The 17181-nt window shown below is 53.9% G+C and carries 16 protein-coding genes; 10 read left to right on the forward strand and 6 right to left on the reverse strand.

All coding sequences use genetic code 11. The annotated features are described in order from the left end of the window. Positions 1 to 58: 58 nt before the first annotated feature. The 6 genes from HK11_RS03700 to HK11_RS03725 all read right to left on the reverse strand — a co-directional run bounded on the left by HK11_RS03700 (position 59) and on the right by HK11_RS03725 (position 8203). Complete coding sequence (locus HK11_RS03700; protein WP_086553995.1) at positions 59 to 1159, reverse strand: S1C family serine protease; 1101 nt, start codon at positions 1157 to 1159, stop codon at positions 59 to 61. A 145-nt stretch (positions 1160 to 1304) separates the two neighbouring features. Next, on the reverse strand, positions 1305 to 3860 hold the full coding sequence (hrpB, locus tag HK11_RS03705; protein ID WP_086553996.1) for an ATP-dependent helicase HrpB: 2556 nt from the start codon (positions 3858 to 3860) through the stop codon (positions 1305 to 1307). 81 nt (positions 3861 to 3941) lie between these two features. Further along, complete coding sequence (locus tag HK11_RS03710) at positions 3942 to 4886, reverse strand: hypothetical protein (RefSeq protein WP_143216347.1); 945 nt, start codon at positions 4884 to 4886, stop codon at positions 3942 to 3944. Positions 4887 to 5025: 139 nt separating this feature from the next. Beyond that, entirely contained in the window at positions 5026 to 5979 is a 954-nt protein-coding gene (locus HK11_RS03715; protein ID WP_086553998.1) for an Hsp33 family molecular chaperone HslO, read from the reverse strand. A 29-nt stretch (positions 5980 to 6008) separates the two neighbouring features. Further along, positions 6009 to 7007, reverse strand: coding sequence for an ornithine carbamoyltransferase (gene argF, locus HK11_RS03720; RefSeq protein WP_086553999.1), 999 nt, complete (start codon positions 7005 to 7007; stop codon positions 6009 to 6011). Further along, positions 7007 to 8203 carry an aspartate aminotransferase family protein gene (locus HK11_RS03725; protein WP_086554000.1) on the reverse strand — a complete coding sequence of 399 codons (1197 nt, stop codon included), beginning with the start codon at positions 8201 to 8203 and terminating at the stop codon, positions 7007 to 7009. Before HK11_RS03725 ends, argF begins: the two co-directional genes overlap by 1 nt. 237 nt (positions 8204 to 8440) lie before the next feature. Between HK11_RS03725 and HK11_RS03730 the strand changes: the two genes are divergently transcribed. The 10 genes from HK11_RS03730 to HK11_RS03780 all read left to right on the forward strand — a co-directional run bounded on the left by HK11_RS03730 (position 8441) and on the right by HK11_RS03780 (position 17176). Next, a complete protein-coding gene (locus HK11_RS03730) occupies positions 8441 to 9097 on the forward strand; it encodes a RecX family transcriptional regulator (protein ID WP_233133294.1) in 657 nt (218 codons plus the stop codon). Beyond that, on the forward strand, positions 9067 to 9528 hold the full coding sequence (locus HK11_RS03735) for a CHAP domain-containing protein (protein WP_086554002.1): 462 nt from the start codon (positions 9067 to 9069) through the stop codon (positions 9526 to 9528). Before HK11_RS03730 ends, HK11_RS03735 begins: the two co-directional genes overlap by 31 nt. A 156-nt stretch (positions 9529 to 9684) precedes the next feature. Beyond that, positions 9685 to 9927 carry a twin-arginine translocase TatA/TatE family subunit gene (locus HK11_RS03740; protein ID WP_086554003.1) on the forward strand — a complete coding sequence of 81 codons (243 nt, stop codon included), beginning with the start codon at positions 9685 to 9687 and terminating at the stop codon, positions 9925 to 9927. Positions 9928 to 10023: 96 nt separating this feature from the next. Continuing rightward, positions 10024 to 10632 (forward strand): methylthioribulose 1-phosphate dehydratase, encoded by a 609-nt coding sequence (locus HK11_RS03745; RefSeq protein WP_086554004.1) that lies wholly within the window; start codon positions 10024 to 10026, stop codon positions 10630 to 10632. Further along, positions 10629 to 11174: an acireductone dioxygenase gene (locus tag HK11_RS03750; RefSeq protein ID WP_086554005.1), complete on the forward strand. Its 546-nt coding sequence runs from the start codon at positions 10629 to 10631 to the stop codon at positions 11172 to 11174. The genes HK11_RS03745 and HK11_RS03750 overlap by 4 nt, the downstream gene beginning before the upstream one ends. Continuing rightward, positions 11171 to 11884, forward strand: a complete 714-nt coding sequence (gene mtnC / locus HK11_RS03755) for an acireductone synthase (protein ID WP_086554006.1) — start codon at positions 11171 to 11173, stop codon at positions 11882 to 11884. The genes HK11_RS03750 and mtnC overlap by 4 nt, the downstream gene beginning before the upstream one ends. A gap of 2 nt (positions 11885 to 11886) precedes the next feature. Next, positions 11887 to 12831, forward strand: a complete 945-nt coding sequence (locus HK11_RS03760) for a bifunctional riboflavin kinase/FAD synthetase (protein WP_086554007.1) — start codon at positions 11887 to 11889, stop codon at positions 12829 to 12831. Between the two features lie 348 nt (positions 12832 to 13179). Continuing rightward, positions 13180 to 16092: an isoleucine--tRNA ligase gene (gene ileS, locus HK11_RS03770; RefSeq protein ID WP_086554035.1), complete on the forward strand. Its 2913-nt coding sequence runs from the start codon at positions 13180 to 13182 to the stop codon at positions 16090 to 16092. A gap of 44 nt (positions 16093 to 16136) precedes the next feature. Continuing rightward, positions 16137 to 16583: a signal peptidase II gene (lspA, locus tag HK11_RS03775; protein ID WP_233133298.1), complete on the forward strand. Its 447-nt coding sequence runs from the start codon at positions 16137 to 16139 to the stop codon at positions 16581 to 16583. 56 nt (positions 16584 to 16639) lie between these two features. Beyond that, positions 16640 to 17176 (forward strand): DUF3035 domain-containing protein, encoded by a 537-nt coding sequence (locus HK11_RS03780; RefSeq protein ID WP_086554010.1) that lies wholly within the window; start codon positions 16640 to 16642, stop codon positions 17174 to 17176. The last annotated feature ends 5 nt before the right edge of the window (positions 17177 to 17181 follow it).

The following is a 17181-nucleotide window of genomic DNA, read 5'->3' on the forward strand; positions in this document are numbered from 1 at the left end:
TGTCATGGCACTGCTGTTTTGCAGTGCCATGACGTTGCTCTCCGGCTGGAAAAGAGAGCTAATCCTCAGAAACCGGGCGATGTCCCACATGCAGCGTTAAAGTGACAGGTTTGTTCCTGCGGGTAACTGAAATCTGCACGTCCGTATTAGGCTGAGCTGCCGCAATGGCACGAATCAGGATGCGCGCTGAGCTGATACTGTCTTTGTTGATTTTTGTTATAATGTCACCGCGCAGCATGCCGCTTTTGGCAGCAGGCCCGTTTCTGTCGACCTCTACAACCTTTGCGCCATCACGTGAGGGAGTATCTTCAAGGGTCGCCCCCATCCATCCCCGGTCAATGTGACCATAGCGGCGCAGTGCCTCGACAACAGGGATGACTATTTCTGACGGAATGGAAAAGCCAATCCCTACCGACCCGCCTGTAGGTGACACAATGGCCGTATTAAGTGCAATGACCTGACCGGCCAGGTTGAATGTGGGACCACCTGAATTGCCAGGATTAATCGGGGCATCAAGCTGTAAAAAATCATCAAACGGGCCGGTGCCTATATCGCGCCCGCGTGCGGAAACAATGCCTGCTGTGACGGATGACCCCAGACCAAAAGGATTACCTGCAGCGAGAATCCAGTCTCCTACCTGTACCTGACGGCTATCGCCCCATTCCAGGTAAGGGAGGGTATGCTGTGTTTCAATTTTTATCACAGCGATATCTGTCAGTTTATCAATGCCGACGAGGCGTGCGGTATATTCATTACCGTTAAGCAGCGAGACGGTAATAGTGTCAGCATCATCAACAACGTGACCATTAGTGACGATTAACCCGCTTGGATCAAGGATGAACCCTGAGCCGGCTTCAAGAATATTATTGCCATGTTTGCGCATGCGTTCGCGCAGGCGGTGTTCAAGAGGTGTCCCTTTAATAGTGCTCGGTAATTTTTTTTGCGCGGAAGAATCAGAGCCACGCGTCACGGCAATGTTGACAACTGCAGGCACAACTTTTTTGACAAGGGGAGCAAAAGAGCCTGTGCCAGGTGGCTGGACAATGGGCTGAGCCGGAGGGATGTAAGTCGGCTGTGCTCTGGCACGTAATGTGATCCAGCCTGCGCTGACGGCAAGGGTAGTAAGGCAAACTGCCGAACAGCGTAAGAAAAGCTTCATGATCTCAGTATCAGTTTTTTTAAAACAGTCATCTCAGCTCCATTTTTACAGCTGTCAGCGCAATGAACCAGCAAAACATCAAAACATGTGTTTTTTGGTTTGTCACTGTGACATTGCACAGACAGGTGAGCGCAGGTTCTTAGTATTATCTGCCTGAGCTTCGCTTTGCTTTTGGCTGTGCCGGGGCAAGGGCCGGGTTTTCTGGCCACTCATGTTTTGGGTAGCGGCCTCGCATATCCCGCCTCATGTCCAGCCAGCCATTTTTCCAGAAATTTTCCAGGTCAGCCGTAATAGCCTGTGGTCTGCCAGCGGGTGAAAGCAGCGCCAGGCGAAGAGGAACGAGGCCTGATGCGAGTTGTGGTGTCGCTGTTGTGCCATAAAAAACCTGAGCTCTGGCTGAGGCCACAGGCACGGGCTGGGTATAATCAACAGCGGCGCTCCCGCCTGGAAATGTCAGCTGTACAGGCAGGTGCGTATCCAGCCAGCGGGTGCGTGCATAGCCCAGGTAAGTGCACAGAAGCTGGGAGAGGTCCAGTTCTTTCAGAGCCGTTACTGAGGTTATATTATCCATCCAGGGGGCAAGCCATTCTTCCATCCCGGCAGCAAGAGCTTCTGTCGAAAAATCGGGCCATCCCTCTTCACTGGTGTTGCCTGCTGCGGGAAGGTTACGCGCCAGTTCAACGCGCGCCTGAAGCTGACGGGCGGCATCTGTCCAGCCAAGTGTTGTGTCTGGTGCTGCTTTAGCCTGTTGGAGAAGGAGAGCCGCAGCATTGGCGGTATCAACTTTTTCGGTGATATCTTTAAGGATCAGGCAGCCTATGCGTGTGCGTCTGCGGGCAAGAATAGCACCCGAAACAGGGTCAAGCGTGGTTTCAACCTGTTCTTTTGTGCGTGCCAGTAAAGCAGGTGGTAACGCGTCAGGGTCAAGCGGGGCAGCCAGACGAATTTCAGCCGATGTGCGCAAATGAAGACTTGCTACAGCCAGGAGTTTTTTTTCGGCCAGTGTGTCATCGCGCCGTAGTTTTGCATTGTTGCCACCTGACAGACGAAAGCTCCCGGCTTCTCCGCGTGAGAGGGCCACCCGGTCAGGAAAGCCAGCGGCGAGAAGAGCCGCGGGGTCACCTTGTGCTGCATGCCCGGGCCGAAGCCCCAGGCGGGTACGAAAACGATTTGCTGTTTGCCTGATCGCTGCGAGTGCTGCCCGGTCTGCCTGCGGGTGGTCATGGCCTGCAATCAGGTCAAGGCGCAGAGAAATATCTGAGAGTGCCGGCGTGGGAGGGCCACTACGGCCGCTTGTTACAGGGCGCAGGGGGTCACGCTCCTCCAGCAAAGCAGCAATATCGGCGGCAAGAGCCATCTCTTCTCTGGTTCTGGCAGCCAGCATCATTGCAGCCAGGCGCGGGTGCGTGCCCAGGCCAGCCATTTTGCGCCCCAGGCTGGTAATCGTTTTATCGTCATTGAGTGCACCAAGCAGCATAAGCAGCTGCGTTGCTGTTGCGACAGCACTGCCAGGAGGCGCATCAGGCAGGGGCAGGGCTGATGTCGTGTCGCCGGTTGTATCAGCCCACAATGTGGTGGAGAGGACAAAATCAGATAAATCAGATTCGAGAATTTCAGGACGGTCATGCTGAGGCAGTCCGCGCTCAGCTGCGGCTGTCCACAGGCGAATGGCAATGCCAGGCGCTTCACGGCCGGCACGGCCGGCACGTTGTCTGGCGGCTGCTTTTGAAATGCGCACAGTGGCGAGGCGTGACAGGCCAGCTCCGGCATCAAAGCGTGGGGCGCGGCGAAAGCCACCATCAATAACAACCCGCACACCCGGAACAGTCAGAGAGGTTTCAGCAATTGAGGTCGCAAGGATAACCCGTCTGGGGCCGCCTGGGTCAGGACGCAGCACGCGGTTTTGTTCAGCCGGAGGGAGCTCTCCATGCAGAGGTAATACAGCTGCCGCGCAATTTTCGAGTAAAGCGGCTGTGCGTCGTATCTCTCCCTTTCCTGGTAAAAAGACGAGGATATTACCTTCAGTATCCGTGAGTGCCTGGCGGACCGCAGCTGCTGTGGCCGCCGGCAGGTCACGAATATGCGCAATATCACGTTTTGCATGCTGCACAGTAAGCGGAAAAATGCGCCCTTCACTGGTGATGACAGGAGCCTGCATCAGGGCTGTGAGCCGGTCTGTTTCAGCTGTGGCTGACATTGCAACAAGGCGCAGGTCAGGGCGCAGACTACGTTGCAGATCAAGGCAGAAAGCCAGAGCAAGGTCAGCTTCAAGGGAGCGTTCGTGTATTTCGTCGATGATGACGCAGGCAACCCCTTCAAGCATAGGGTCATTCAGTACCTGGCGTAAAAACAGCCCTTCCGTCAGCACTTCAATGCGTGTGCGGGCAGAGACTGCTGAATCGAGGCGCGTGCGATAGCCTGCAAAACCGCCGGCTTCCTCGCCCCGCAGGCTGGCAATGCGCTGGGCTGCAGCACGGGCTGCCAGCCTGCGGGGTTCGAGCATAATGATGCGGTCAGTTTCTTTGCGCCACGAAGCGCGGGCAAGCACGGGGGGAACAGTCGTGGTTTTACCGGCACCTGGCGGTGCGACCAGAATGGCTGATGTGCCCTGTTCCAGAGCATTATAAAGCTCTGGCAGAACATCGCGTATGGGCAGGGTATCTGCCACAGAGAACAGGGAGGAAGAAGCTGCTGCTGACATAAGTCAGTTATGGCAGACCTGTCGGGAACTGCAATCTCCTGATGCTATATCAGAGGATTGCAGTGTTGTCTTTTGCTTCGGTTACCCGGGTAATTTCAGGGTATGAGGAGGGGGGGACATAACCTTTGACTGAGTTGCAGTGCTGTCAGAAGAGGTGTCTTCTCCTGCAGGGAAGACCGCATCAGGTTCCGCTGACTGTGATGGTGTTTTTGTGGCGGAAGGCTGAGCAGCACTGTAACCTGTTATTGTTACAGGAGCATTGTCTGAGCTGGTTGCAGAAGGAATAGCTGATGCCCCTGTGGTGGTAGATACTGTAGCAGCTGAAGAGGCTGACTGCTGTGGTACAGTAACGGCTGCAGCTGGTGTGACAGATGAGTCCGTGGTTGCGGCTGGTGTGTTGCCTGGCTGGTCAAGGGACTGTGTTTGTACGGCTGAGTTGAGCGGTTTGCCGCCGCCATCGAGCATCCAGCTGGTCATTTTATGTTGCAGCTGATACTCCAGCTCAACATTCATATCCTGCATCATCTCTTTGGTCAGCGCATAGAGGTTAGCCGGTTTGTCTGCGTTGCCATCTGACAAATTTGGACGCATTTGCCGGGTTACCTGCATGTCTGAGCTGGCAACAGTGAGGCCTTCGGGGTTGAGAATGGTGAGACGTGTATTCATCTGTCCGGCCAGGTTGCCACCGGCATTATTCAGGATAGACGCGCGCGAGATAATAAATTGCGCAACATCACCATTCGTTCCTACAGCGGCCAGTCTGTCCTGTGCCATCTGGCGTAAAGCCTGCGCAGGAGGAACAGGGGAAGATGCGGCAATATTACCCTCAACCGGGTTTTCTGTTGTCTGATCAAGAATATCAATGCGTGAAACATTGAGGTTGAGCCTGGTCAGATAAGAATAGTTCAGTGGGGTAAAAGCCTGTTCGGACTGCTTATCGTTTGCGCATCCTGACAGGAGCAGCACCGGAGAGGAAAGGATCGACATCGCCATTGACAGGCGGAGCAAACGGGAAAACGGCATCATGGCACGAACTTTCTTATAATCAGAATTCTGTCCAGGCTCGGGGTGTGTGTAAAAAATCGTTTCTTCACGACCCTGCCATTCATTGTGCAGCGGCAATCAGACTAACACAGATGGTGGCAGGGTAATGATGTCTTATCTGTCAGTCATTATCCTCTGAGCTGATGTCGTCTCGCTGAAAATGAAAGCTGATGTTACAAAATTCGCAGGTCATGGTAATCAGCCTGTCGTCGAGCATCATGTGGTCGAGATCATCATCAGAAAAATTCTGTAAAATTTCTGTCAGCCGGGCACGAGAGCAGCGACATCCATAAGCCAGAGCACGTGGCTGACCGATCTGCAGCCCTTCTGCGTGGAATAATCTGAACAGAAGTTCTCTGGGGGGCAGTGCATCGTCCAGGAGTTCGCTGGCTTTAAGGGTCGATGCCAGAATAGTGGCTGTGTTCCAGCTGTCATCTGGTGTGTCGTCGGTTTCAATATGAATGCCACCGTCGTCAGCGAGCCGTTCAAGAATGAGCGCTCCGGTGCGCCATCCTGCATCAGTCAGCTCACAGTGCAGGCTGATCCAGCAGGCATGCTGCTCACTGGTTTTGAAGTAATGGCTGATCATATCAGTCAGGCTGTCGCCTGAGATATCGACAATACCCTGGTGACGTTCTGTTTCTGGCCCCTGATCAATCGTCAGTGCCAGGTAACCATCACCAGTCAGGTCGTAGTCAGATGGTTCTGGCTTTTCACTGAGCAGAGCTGTGACAGCCTCTTCATCCGCGCGAATATAAAAACGCAGCGCACCAGTGTTGGTACAGTCCGCGACCAGCAGGCTGACAGGACCATTGCCTTTGATTTGCAGAGAGAAAGATCCCTGAAATTTAAGTGCAGAGGCAAGAGCTGCGACAACAGAGAGGGCTTTGCCGGCAAGGCGGGTAACAGCGGCATGGTGGTCATGGCGGGTTAGCATTACATCTGCCAGCACACCGGGGCGTACCAGCCTGCCACGAACCGGGCGCCCCTGAAGGTAGAAAGGGGTGACGCCGCCAGGCACAACCAGATCGGGCACATCGGGGCGCTGTCGATCAAGAAAAGCAGGGGTTTTCATAAAGAGCCTTAGTTCTTTTCGTTAAAGCGTTAGTCCTGACCCATTGAGAGCCAGTCGGCACCACCCATAGCCCAGGCAAGAATACCTTTTTGTGCATGAAGGCGGTTTTCGGCCTCATCAAATACAACAGAGTGTTTTCCTTCAAAAACATCCTGCGTGACTTCCTCGCCTATATGGGCAGGCAGGCAGTGCATAAAAAGGGCGTCAGGGGCAGCAAGGGCCATAAGCCTGGAATCAACGCGGTATGGTTCGAGTTTCAGAATGCGCGATGTCGCTTCGTCCTGCGAGTCAGACATGCTGATCCAGGTATCTGTGATAACGCAGTCGGCTCCGCGCACGGCATCCTGGGGGCTTTGCGTCCACTCAATTTTTCCGCCTTCGCGTGCAGCCCACTCAAGTGTGGGCTGGTGCGGCAGCATATCGGGTGGTGTGGCAGCGCGCAGAGTAAAACCGAAACGCACAGCGCCTTCGATCAGTGAGGTCAGTACGTTATTGCCGTCACCTGTCCAGGCAAAAGTCCGTCCTTTTACCGGGCCGCGTTTTTCTTCAAAGGTCAGGATGTCAGCCAGAATCTGTACCGGATGAGAGGAGGGCGTGAGGCCGTTAATAACGGGCACCGAACTCCATTTTGCCAGGGCATGCAGAGACTCTGTTTTGCCCGTGCGCAGAACCAGTGAATCGACAAAGCGTGACAGCACCCGCCCTGTGTCAGCAATGGTTTCGCCTCGTCCAAGCTGCATTTCTGAGGGGCTGAGAATAACGGCATCACCCCCCAGCTGGCGGATGCCAACCTCGAAGGAGACACGCGTACGGGTAGAGGGTTTGGAAAGAATGATCCCCAGTGTCCGTCCCGCCAGTGGTGTGCGGGGATGCAGCGGAAAACGGCGGTTCTGCTGCATTTTTTTGATATCGCGGGCAACGTCAAGAATCTGACGCAGGGTTGTTGCGTCAATATCTTTCAGGTCGAGGAAATGCCGCAGAGTGGTGTCAGATGAGGCAGATACAGCAGGAGATAAAACGTCAGACATTATACAGCCTCCGCAGCGTTCTGGTTTACACTGAGCAGCTCAGCAGTTTTTTTAAGGCGGGAGACAGCCTCAAGACATTCATCTTCAGTCACCGTCAGTGGAGGAAGCAGGCGCAGCACATTGTCACCAGCCGTGACACAGAGCAGCCCGGCCTCAGTTGCGGCCTCAAGCACGTTACCTGCCGGTGGCACACAATGCAGGCCGATCAGCAGGCCACGTCCGCGGCGCGCATCGAAAACACCCGGATATTGGGTGATCAGCTCATCGAGTAATGTGTCGAGTAGTCTGGCCCGTGCACAGACCTGGTCCAGAAAGCCGGGTGCAAGCAGTACATCAAGCACGGCATTGGCTGCGGCACAGGCCAGAGGGCTGCCACCAAAAGTGGTGCCATGGGTGCCAAAAGTCATAGCTTTTGCGACAGTCTCGGTTGCCAGAACCGCACCGATCGGAAAGCCACCGCCAAGACCTTTAGCTGTTGACATCACATCTGGTAAGACACCGGCCCATTCATGAGCAAAGAGCCGGCCTGTGCGGCCAACACCCGTCTGCACTTCATCAAAAGCCAGCAGAACCCCGGTTTCATCACATAGTGCACGAAGCTGGCTTAAAAATTCGCCAGAGGCTGCCCTGATGCCGCTTTCGCCCTGGATGGGTTCAAGCATAATGGCGCAGGTGCGTGCGGTGAGTGCTTTTTTGACCGCTTCAATGTCGTTAAAAGGTACGTGAATAAAGTCAGGCACGGGTGTGCCAAAACCATCGAGATATTTTGGGTTGCCTGTTGCTGAAAGCATAGCAAGGGTACGGCCATGAAAAGCCCCGTCCATGCAGATAATTTCAGTGCGTTCGGGGTAGCCGGCAAGGGCCTGTGCACGGCGTGCAAATTTTACCATGCCCTCATTAGCTTCAGCCCCGGAGTTGCAGAAGAACACACTGTCAGCAAAGCTGTGTTCTGTCAGGCGCTGTGCCAGCTTTTCAGCCTGAGGAATGCGAAACAGGTTTGAGACATGCATAACTTTTGCAGCCTGCTGCTGAATAGCGTTAACCAGGTGAGGGTGTGCATGGCCGAGCGAGCAGGTCGCTATACCGGCGGCAAAGTCCAGGAATCGTCGCCCGTCAGTCGTGTACAGCCATGCGCCTTCGCCTTTTTCAAAGGCAAGATTGGCGCGGTTGTAGGTAGGGGTCAGAGCTGGAATCATGGAGAATATCTTTACATTACCGTCGTTAAAAGTTTCTGGACGCGTTCGGATGGAGGCACAAAAACAGAAAAGCCCGCTGCCTGTACGGAGCGGGTGATCTGTCATGCAACGCTATGATGGGCCAGCAAAAGGCGATAAGTCAAATATGTTACGTTAAAAAGTCTTGAAGAAAACGGGTTTCTGCCATCAGATGAAAAAGAATAACCGTGTATTTTATCAGGAGTGCAGGTGGTCTTTGTGACAATTCCTTCTGAATGCCCCCCACCGCCTGATCGCACACGATTGCGTGAGGTCGCTCTGGCGCATCTCGCGCGGTTTGCCGCGACACGCCATGACCTTGAGCTGGTTTTGTTCCGTCGTGTTGCCAGGTGGGAGCGTGCAGCCCTGAAAGCCGGAGCGGACCGGGATGATCTGACTGGTAAGAGTGAAGCTCTGCGCGACGTTATTAAAGAGGTCGCCGCTGACATGGTGCGGCTCGGTGCGGTTAATGATGAGGATTATGCACGGGCGCGGGCGCGGCGGCTGGTCCGGTCCGGCCGCTCTGGTAAGGCTGTGCAGGCGCATCTGGCGTCTCACGGTGTGGATGCCCCGTTACGTGAGGCCGCTCTTGAAGGTGCTGTGGAAAGTTTTTCGGCCCAGGAAACAGAGCTTGCCGCAGCGCTTGTGCTGGCACGGAAGAGACGGCTTGGGCCTTTTGCCTCTTTGCCGCGCCTGAACAGCAGAGTTACCGCTCAGGCAGAAGATGACGGGCCTCAGGCTGAGCAGGCTATGCGTCATAAAGCACTCGGTGTTTTTGCGCGCTCGGGTTTTGGTCATGATGTGGCCCGGCGGGTGCTCGATATGGAAGCAGAGGAAGCTGAAGAATGGACCGAGCGTCTGCGTGCCGAGTCGTAAGGCGGAGCATTGTTTGTCTTGCTTTGCTGGTGCTCTCGGCCTGCGGGGGAGGGTGGAATGGCAGGCTTCAGTGTGCACCCTACGCACGTGAGCACTCTCAGGTAAGTTTGTTGCATGGTGATGCCGCAAGCTGGTGGTGGCAGGCGAAGGGGCGTTATGTCAGGTCGTCTGTGCCACAGCCGGGGGATGTGCTGGTGTTTCGCTCAACACGTCGCCTGCCGGCGGGGCATGTGTCTGTTGTGCGTAAAGTCAAAAATAGTCGCTGGATTATTGTTGATCACGCAAACTGGGAGCCCGGGCGGGTGACCCGTAATGCCCCTGTGCAGGATGTTTCGGCTGCGAATAACTGGACGAAAGTAAAGGTCTGGTGGGCCCCGATTGATGGGATGGGCAAAACTGTTTATCCTGCCTATGGCTTCATACAGCCCTAGGCTGGTAGAGATCTGTCGTGGCGTTGTGACAAAACAGATATAAATCATGTCGTGGGCTTGTCAGATCATCATCTGACACGTCATGTGCATGGCAGAATATTTTAAGGTAGTATAACCGCGCGCAGAGCTGGCGTGTGGTCAATGAGGGGCAGCAGAATGGGTAGTTTTAGCATCTGGCACTGGCTGATAGTTCTGGCTGTTGTTGTGGTGGTGTTTGGTGGCGGTGGTAAAATCAGCTCTCTTATGGGTGATTTTGCTAAGGGCCTTAAGTCATTTAAAAAACATATGGCTGACGATGAGCCCATGAACCAGGAGCCACCCGTTTCAGGCGGGCAAATTCCTTCTCCGCCACCGTCTGCCACAACTGAGCAGACCGCACAGCGTGAGAAAACACACTAAATCTGTTGCAGTGGCGGTCTGAATTTTTTCGTATTATACAAGGCCTCTGACGCGCCTGCATATCCGGCGTATTCAGAGAGAGGTTGAGCGGGCGTAATGACTGATTTTGCACATGCTGTCAGAGATATTCTTCAGGCAGGGCAGCGTATGGACAGCAGAGGCTGGGTGCCCGCTACAGCGGGTAACATCAGCCGCCGCCTTGAGGATGGTGCCATCGCGATAACCCGCTCGGGGGGGCACAAGGGCTTTTTGCAGGCTGATGGCGTTATCACTGTCGATATGCAGGGCAGGCCTCTGCGTCAGCAGGACGTGCCAAGCGCTGAAACATTGCTGCATTGTCAGATTTATCGCAACGACCCGACGGCGGGTGCTGTGCTGCATGGGCATTCAGTTGCCGCCACAGTTTTGTCTATGCTGAGTGCCGACCCTGCTCTGGTGCTTTCAGACTATGAAGTGCTCAAAGTGTTTGAAGGGCAGACAACCCACAAAACCAGCGTGTCGGTCCCTGTGTTTGAGAATGATCAGGATATTGCGCGTCTGGCCGGCGTTGTTGAGCCCTTTTTTGGTCGTATGTCTGCCGGGTATATTATTCGCGGGCACGGGGTCTATGTCTGGGGTAAAAATATGGCAACGGCTCTGGCACGCCTTGAAGGGCTCGAGTTTTTGCTGGCCTGTGAGCTTGAAAGAAGGAAACTGGCGCGATGAGCACTCTTACCATCTTTGAGGATACAGCACCCGGGCAGGCTGTTGTACAAACATCTGACCCTGCGCAGATAGCTGCGCTCCTTAAACCTTTTAATGTGCGTTTTGAGCGTTGGGAGGGGCCTGAAATTCCTCCGCGTGATGCTGATGAGGCTACAGTGCTTACAGCATACCGTCCGTTTCTTGATCGCCTTATGGGTGAAACAGGTGCCGGTTCGGCCGATGTTCTGCGGGTTAATGCACAAACGCCGAACTATGGGGCACTGCGCAAAAAATTCCTGTCAGAGCATACGCATAGCGAAGATGAAGTGCGTTTTTTTGTGCATGGCAGCGGTCATTTCGTTCTGCATATTGACGACCGGATTTATGATGTCGAATGCTGTCAGTCAGATCTGATCTCAGTGCCTGAAGGGTATAAGCACTGGTTTGATGGCGGCCCGGCTCCTGATTTTGTCACTCTGCGTATCTTTACGCACAAGGAAGGCTGGATTGCGGATTATACCGATACCGATCTGGCACAACGTTTTCTGGTGTATCCACAGTGAAATCTTCTGTTTCAGCTCCCCGCGTTGTTCTGCTCGACATTGAGGGAACAACAGCACCGGTGTCTTTTGTGCACCAGATTCTTTTTCCCTACGCCCGTGGGTGTCTGAAAGACTACCTTGATGAGCATGCTGATGATGCAGCCGTGCAGAAAATCGTCGCGGATGTCAGAAAGATTGCTCCTGATAAGTCACCGGCAGAGCAGCTGATCAGCTGGATTGATGAGGATGCAAAAGTTGCTCCGCTGAAAGAGCTGCAGGGGCTGATCTGGGCCAGAGGGTACCAGCAGGGTGAGCTGACAGCCCGCCTTTACCCTGATGTTGCGCCTGTGCTGCAAAAATGGTCTGAAAATGGTCTGACACTGGCTGTTTACTCCTCAGGTTCTCAAGCGGCTCAGAGGTTGATTTATGGCCATACAGAGCAGGGTGATCTGACACCGCTTTTCAGTCATTTTTTTGATCTCAGAGTGGGTGGTAAGAAAGAAGCTGACAGTTACCGGGCGATCGTGAAGGAAGCCGGCTGGCAGGCTGCTGATGTTTTGTTCCTTTCTGATGTAACTGCTGAGCTTGATGCCGCGGCTGAAGCCGGGCTGAAAGTGTGTCAGGTTGTGCGGCCTGAAGATGGTACAGTTGCCGGCACGTCGCACCCTGTCGCAGCCAGCCTGCCAGAGGCTGCCCGCCACTTTGCCCTGCCTGGTCAGGAGGGCGCGTAAGTATGACAGCACGGCTGCACAAAGACTGGAAATCAGTTCCGGATGAGGTGCGGGGATGTGCGGCAGCGCTGGGGAACTTTGATGGGGTGCATCGCGGCCATGCGCACCTTGTCCGGACACTGCATAGTGCCCGGCCTGATTTGCCTCTGGCCGTTGTTGCGTTTGAACCCCACCCGGGTGAGTTGTTCCGCCCGACTGAGCCACCCTTCCGGCTCACTTTGTCTGCTGAGCGGCTTGCAGCTTTGTCTGCTCTCGGTGTGAAGCATGTTTTCCAGATTCGCTTCGATGAAGCTTTTTCCCACATGCCGGCAGAACGTTTCGCTGAAGATGTTCTGAGCGAGGCTCTTGGGCTGAAGCATGTCGCCTGCGGGGCTGATTTTTGTTTCGGGTTCAAACGCTCAGGTAATGCCGAGTTTCTGGCAGAGCGGTGCGGCGAACTGAATATGGGCTTTATAGCCGTTTCGGCCCTGACAGATGAAGCCGGCCCTTATTCCTCCACCCGTATTCGTAAACTTCTTAAAGCCGGTCAGCCTGAAAGAGCCGCTGAGGAGCTTGGACGTTTATGGTCGGTGCATGGTGTTGTGCAGCACGGTGCAAAGCGCGGGCGACTACTGGGTTTTCCGACCGCAAATATCGCGCTTGGTCGCCATCTTGAGCCTGCGCGCGGTGTTTATGCTGTCACAGTGCGCCTGACAAATGGTTCTGCTTATGCTGGTGTCGCCAATATTGGCATTCGCCCCACGATTGATGACGGGCTTGAAAGTCGCCTCGAAGTGCATTTATTTGACTATGAGGGCGATTTGTACGGTCAGGAAGTCTCGGTGGCATTGCACCGTATGCTGCGCCCTGAAAAACGGTTTGACGGCCTCGATGCACTGAGGCAGCAGATCACCCGTGATGCAGACGAGGCCCGTCAGGTTATTGATCAGGAAAGAGGGAGCTTATGAAAAGGCTGCTTGGTATTCTGTTATATGTGATAGGTTTGCCGTTTCTCGGGGTTCTGCTCTGGTTTCTTGTCCCGCCCGAGCAGTATCTGAGAACGGTCGTTGCGGCATTTTTTACCTATATCGTGTCGATCTATTTGATAGATGATCTGCTTTTCAGGCAAAAAAACCATCGTATTTCCTGATTTTGACGTTTTTCGGGCCTTCTTTTGTGCAGCAGAGCGTTTTCTGCACTGTAATTGCTTGACCCGCAGGGCCTTCGTCAGGATAACCTGAAGAGATATGTGTGACGGCAGAGCCTGCCTGTCACGTTGTGTGCTGAACCCCAATAAGAGTGACGTCTGCCGTTCCATGTCTAAATCCAGCAGCGATACGGAAAAAACCTCTCCCGCCGATCTTTATCGCGATACGGTTTTTTTACCGCGTACTTCTTTCCCCATGCGAGGCAGTCTGCCTGTACGCGAGCCTGAGTGGCTGAAAAAATGGGAAGAAAACGGGCTGGATGATCAGATTAAAATACAGAGTGAAGGGCGCCAGCCTTTTACGCTGCATGATGGCCCTCCCTATGCAAACGGTCACCTGCATATTGGCCATGCGCTCAATAAAATTGGTAAAGATGTTATCAATCGTGCGCGTCGCATGTCGGGTTACGCTGTACGCTATATTCCAGGCTGGGACTGTCATGGCCTTCCGATCGAATGGAAGGTTGAAGAAGAGTACAGTAAGAGTAAGCGTAACAAAGAGAGTGTTCCGGTCCTTGAGTTCAGGGCCGAATGTCGCGCCTATGCCGCAAAATGGCTGAATGTGCAGATGGAGGAGTTTAAACGCCTGGGTGTTCAGGCAGAGTGGACGAATCGTTATGCAACGATGGACTTCTCTTCCGAGGCAGCCATTGTGCAGGAGATCGGCCGTTTTCTGCTGAATGGCGGGTTATATCGTGGTCTTCGCCCTGTCATGTGGAGCCCGGTTGAAAAAACTGCCTTGGCTGAAGCTGAAATCGAATATCGCGATCATAAATCGACAACTGTTCTGGTTGCTTTCCCTGTTGTCAGAGATCCGACCGCTGCTCAGGCGTTGCAGGATGTCTCTGTCGTTATCTGGACAACAACACCCTGGACCCTGCCAGCTAACCGAGCTCTGGCCTATGGCCCTGAGATCACCTATGTCGTTCTGCGTATTGACGAGACAGCTCCCGATGCGCTGCTGGCGCCTGGATCAAGGGTTCTGGTTGCTGAATCACTGATAGGTGCTTTCTGTCGTGATGCGCACATCACAGCTCATCATGTGGTGTATACGCTGCCAGGCAGCGCGCTTGAGGGCGTTGTCTGTGCACATCCGCTGCGTGGCTCTGGCTATGAGTATGATGTGCCCATGCTGCCAGGCGACTTTGTAACGACCGATGCGGGTACCGGCCTCGTTCACATGGCACCTTCACATGGTGAGGATGATTTCCGCCTTTGTCGTTCGTATGGCATTGAAGTGCCAGAAATTGTGCAGGATGACGGTCTTTATGCGCCATGGGTGCCTGGCTTTGCCGGTGTACATGTTTTTAAGGCTGCCGATGTCGTTTGTGCCGCACTGACTGACAGCATGCAGCAGAGAATAGCTCAAAAGCAGTCTCCTGCTGGTCTTGTTGCCCGTGGTGAGCTGGTTCACTCTTATCCGCATTCATGGCGTTCACGTGCTCCGGTCATTTATCGTGCAACACCTCAGTGGTTTATCCGGATGGATGGTGAGGGGGATCTGCGTGAGAAAGCTCTCAACGCGCTTGACGGTGTAAATTTTGTCCCGGCTCAGGCACGTAACCGACTGACCTCCATGGTGCGTAACCGTCCTGACTGGTGCATCAGCCGTCAGCGTGCCTGGGGTGTGCCTATTGCTGTATTTGTCGAAAAACGCTCAGGTGAGGTGTTGCGTGACCCGGCAGTGATGCAGCGCATTGTTGAGGCTTTTCGTGAAGAGGGGGCTGATGTCTGGTATAGTGCGCCGGCTTCGCGCTTCCTTGGAGCTGATCGTAACCCTGACGATTATGAGCAGGTGTTTGATATCGTCGATGTCTGGTTTGAAAGTGGTTCAACACATGCTTTCGTTCTTGGGCAGCCAGGCCTGACATTCCCGGCCGATGTTTATCTCGAAGGCTCAGATCAGCATCGTGGCTGGTTCCAGTCCTCTCTGCTTGAGAGCGTTGGTACCCGGGGTGTTTCACCTTTCAGAACGCTCGTGACAAATGGCTTTGTGCTTGATGAGCAGGGCCGTAAGATGTCAAAATCCCTGGGTAATGTTATTGCCCCGCAGGAGGTAAATGACAGTCTTGGTGCTGATATTCTGCGTCTGTGGGTGATGAACTCAGATACGCATGAAGATTTGCGTATCGGCAAAGAAATCCTTAAGCAGCAGGGTGAGCTGTACCGGCGTTTGCGCAACACTCTGCGCTGGGTGCTGGGTGCTCTCGAAGGGTTTGAGGCTGATGAGGCTGTGCCTTATAACGAACTGCCCGAACTTGAGCGCTGGGTGCTGCACAGACTGACTGACCTGGGCGGCCTGGTTAACAGCGCGGTAGAAACTCATCAGTGGGTTGGCGTTTATCCGGCTCTGCATGGTTTCTGCACGACCGACCTGTCAGCATTTTATTTCGATATTCGTAAAGATACGCTCTACTGTGATGCTCCTGATACGCTGACACGTCGCGCAACCCGCACGGTGCTTGATATTCTGCATCGTTGTCTGACCACGTGGCTTGCTCCAGTGCTGGTGTTTACAGCTGAGGAGGCCTGGACCGCTCGCTTTGGTGAGAGTTCAAGCGTGCATCTGCAGGCGTTCCCTGAGCTGCCGGCTGAGTGGAATAACCCTGAGCTTGATGAACGCTGGGTCAAACTGCGTGGTGTAAGACGTATTATTACAACCGAAATTGAAGATGCCCGCCGTAATGGTACAATTGGATCTTCATTACAGGCGCAGGTTGAGCTGACCTTGTCAGAAGAGGAAGCCAGTCTGTTTGCCGGTGTTGACTGGTCTGAGCTGTGTATTGTTTCTCATGTTGATATCATGATCGACCCGCAGAGCAGCTCAGTTTATATCGAGGGCTCTGAGGGTGGCCTGTTGCATGGTGCACCTGTTGTACGTGCGGCTGAGGGTGAAAAATGTGTGCGTTGCTGGAAAGTACTGCCAGAGACAGGCTCCCGTCCTGACTACCCGGGGCTGTGCCTGCGCTGTGTGTCTGTGGTCGGCGCAACCCTGGCCCCTGATATGCAGGAGGAAGCGTGAGCAAACCTTTTTTGCTGCGCTCAGCGGGGCTGGGTCTGCTGGTTATGTTTCTGGTGCTTTCAGCTGACCAGCTAAGCAAATTCTGGATTCTCTACGGTCTTGACCTGCCAGAGAAAGGTTCGGTCTATGTTTTACCGTTCCTTAATTTCTCGATGGTGTGGAATCATGCCGTGACCTTTGGCCTGCTTGGCGGGGTTGCAGGGCCGTTTGTTTTTTCCGCAGTGGCGCTGGCTGTGGTATGTGGTTTGCTGGTGTGGATGTTTAAAACATCCAGCCGCCTGATAGCGGTTTGTGTCGGAGCAATTATTGGCGGCGCGATAGGTAATGTGATTGACCGTCTGCGTTATGGGGCAGTGGTTGATTTTCTGCACGCTCACGCTTTTGGTCATTCATGGTACGTGTTTAATATTGCTGACTCAGCTATTGTCTGTGCAGTAGGCGTTTTGTTGTTGCATAATATGCGTGCAGGCAATAAGCCGCAGGCCACTTAAACAAGAAAACCAGTCTGTGGTGTGCTGACTGGTCTGAAAAGGGTAAAAGGCAAAAAATGTCACGCTGTGTTGTAGGACTGACTTCTTCTTTCTTGTTATGCGGGTTAACGCTGCTGTCTGGCTGCACAGGGTCTGAAGCTGCACGTGCCTTTGGTCTTGAGCGCAGTATGCCTGATGAATATACGGTGACAACACGCGCACCACTTTCTATGCCGCCCATGAACGAACTGGCCAGGCCTGTCAGTGGCGCTGAGCGCCCTCAGGATGAGAGCGAGCGTCTGCAGGCTCTTGAAACTTTGTCTCCTGATGTTGCTCTGCATGGTGAAAGTGGTGCTTCCAGCTCAGGGCAGACAATTCTGGTTCAGTCAGCAACAGCCGCATCTGATGCATCAGATGAAGGCGGGCTTGAGCCGAATGATTCAGGTTTTGTTGATCAGATCATGTTCTGGCACGGTGGTACAGCCGGCTCAGTCGTTGATGCTGACAAAGAAAATGATCGCCTGAAAAAGAATGCAGCTCTTGGTAAGCCTTTGACTTCAGGGGCAACCCCAACGAAACCGGCTAACAAAAAGAGCTGGTATCAGCCCTGGTAAGATGG

Source organism: Acetobacter sp. DmW_043 (assembly GCF_002153485.1).
GTDB classification, from domain to species: Bacteria; Pseudomonadota; Alphaproteobacteria; order Acetobacterales; family Acetobacteraceae; genus Acetobacter; species Acetobacter thailandicus.

What these genes read in the sequence shown, in the direction of transcription:
- HK11_RS03725 (WP_086554000.1), bottom strand. Translation starts at nt 8,203, where the DNA reads ATGATTCCAGCTCTGACCCCTACCTACAACCGCGCCAATCTTGCCTTT.
- lspA (WP_233133298.1), top strand. Translation starts at nt 16,137, where the DNA reads ATGTTTCTGGTGCTTTCAGCTGACCAGCTAAGCAAATTCTGGATTCTC.
- HK11_RS03780 (WP_086554010.1), top strand. Translation starts at nt 16,640, where the DNA reads ATGTCACGCTGTGTTGTAGGACTGACTTCTTCTTTCTTGTTATGCGGG.
- HK11_RS03710 (WP_143216347.1), bottom strand. Translation starts at nt 4,886, where the DNA reads ATGATGCCGTTTTCCCGTTTGCTCCGCCTGTCAATGGCGATGTCGATC.
- HK11_RS03760 (WP_086554007.1), top strand. Translation starts at nt 11,887, where the DNA reads ATGACAGCACGGCTGCACAAAGACTGGAAATCAGTTCCGGATGAGGTG.
- HK11_RS03715 (WP_086553998.1), bottom strand. Translation starts at nt 5,979, where the DNA reads ATGAAAACCCCTGCTTTTCTTGATCGACAGCGCCCCGATGTGCCCGAT.
- HK11_RS03750 (WP_086554005.1), top strand. Translation starts at nt 10,629, where the DNA reads ATGAGCACTCTTACCATCTTTGAGGATACAGCACCCGGGCAGGCTGTT.
- ileS (WP_086554035.1), top strand. Translation starts at nt 13,180, where the DNA reads ATGTCTAAATCCAGCAGCGATACGGAAAAAACCTCTCCCGCCGATCTT.
- HK11_RS03745 (WP_086554004.1), top strand. Translation starts at nt 10,024, where the DNA reads ATGACTGATTTTGCACATGCTGTCAGAGATATTCTTCAGGCAGGGCAG.
- HK11_RS03700 (WP_086553995.1), bottom strand. Translation starts at nt 1,159, where the DNA reads ATGAAGCTTTTCTTACGCTGTTCGGCAGTTTGCCTTACTACCCTTGCC.
- hrpB (WP_086553996.1), bottom strand. Translation starts at nt 3,860, where the DNA reads ATGTCAGCAGCAGCTTCTTCCTCCCTGTTCTCTGTGGCAGATACCCTG.
- argF (WP_086553999.1), bottom strand. Translation starts at nt 7,007, where the DNA reads ATGTCTGACGTTTTATCTCCTGCTGTATCTGCCTCATCTGACACCACT.
- HK11_RS03735 (WP_086554002.1), top strand. Translation starts at nt 9,067, where the DNA reads ATGGACCGAGCGTCTGCGTGCCGAGTCGTAAGGCGGAGCATTGTTTGT.
- HK11_RS03740 (WP_086554003.1), top strand. Translation starts at nt 9,685, where the DNA reads ATGGGTAGTTTTAGCATCTGGCACTGGCTGATAGTTCTGGCTGTTGTT.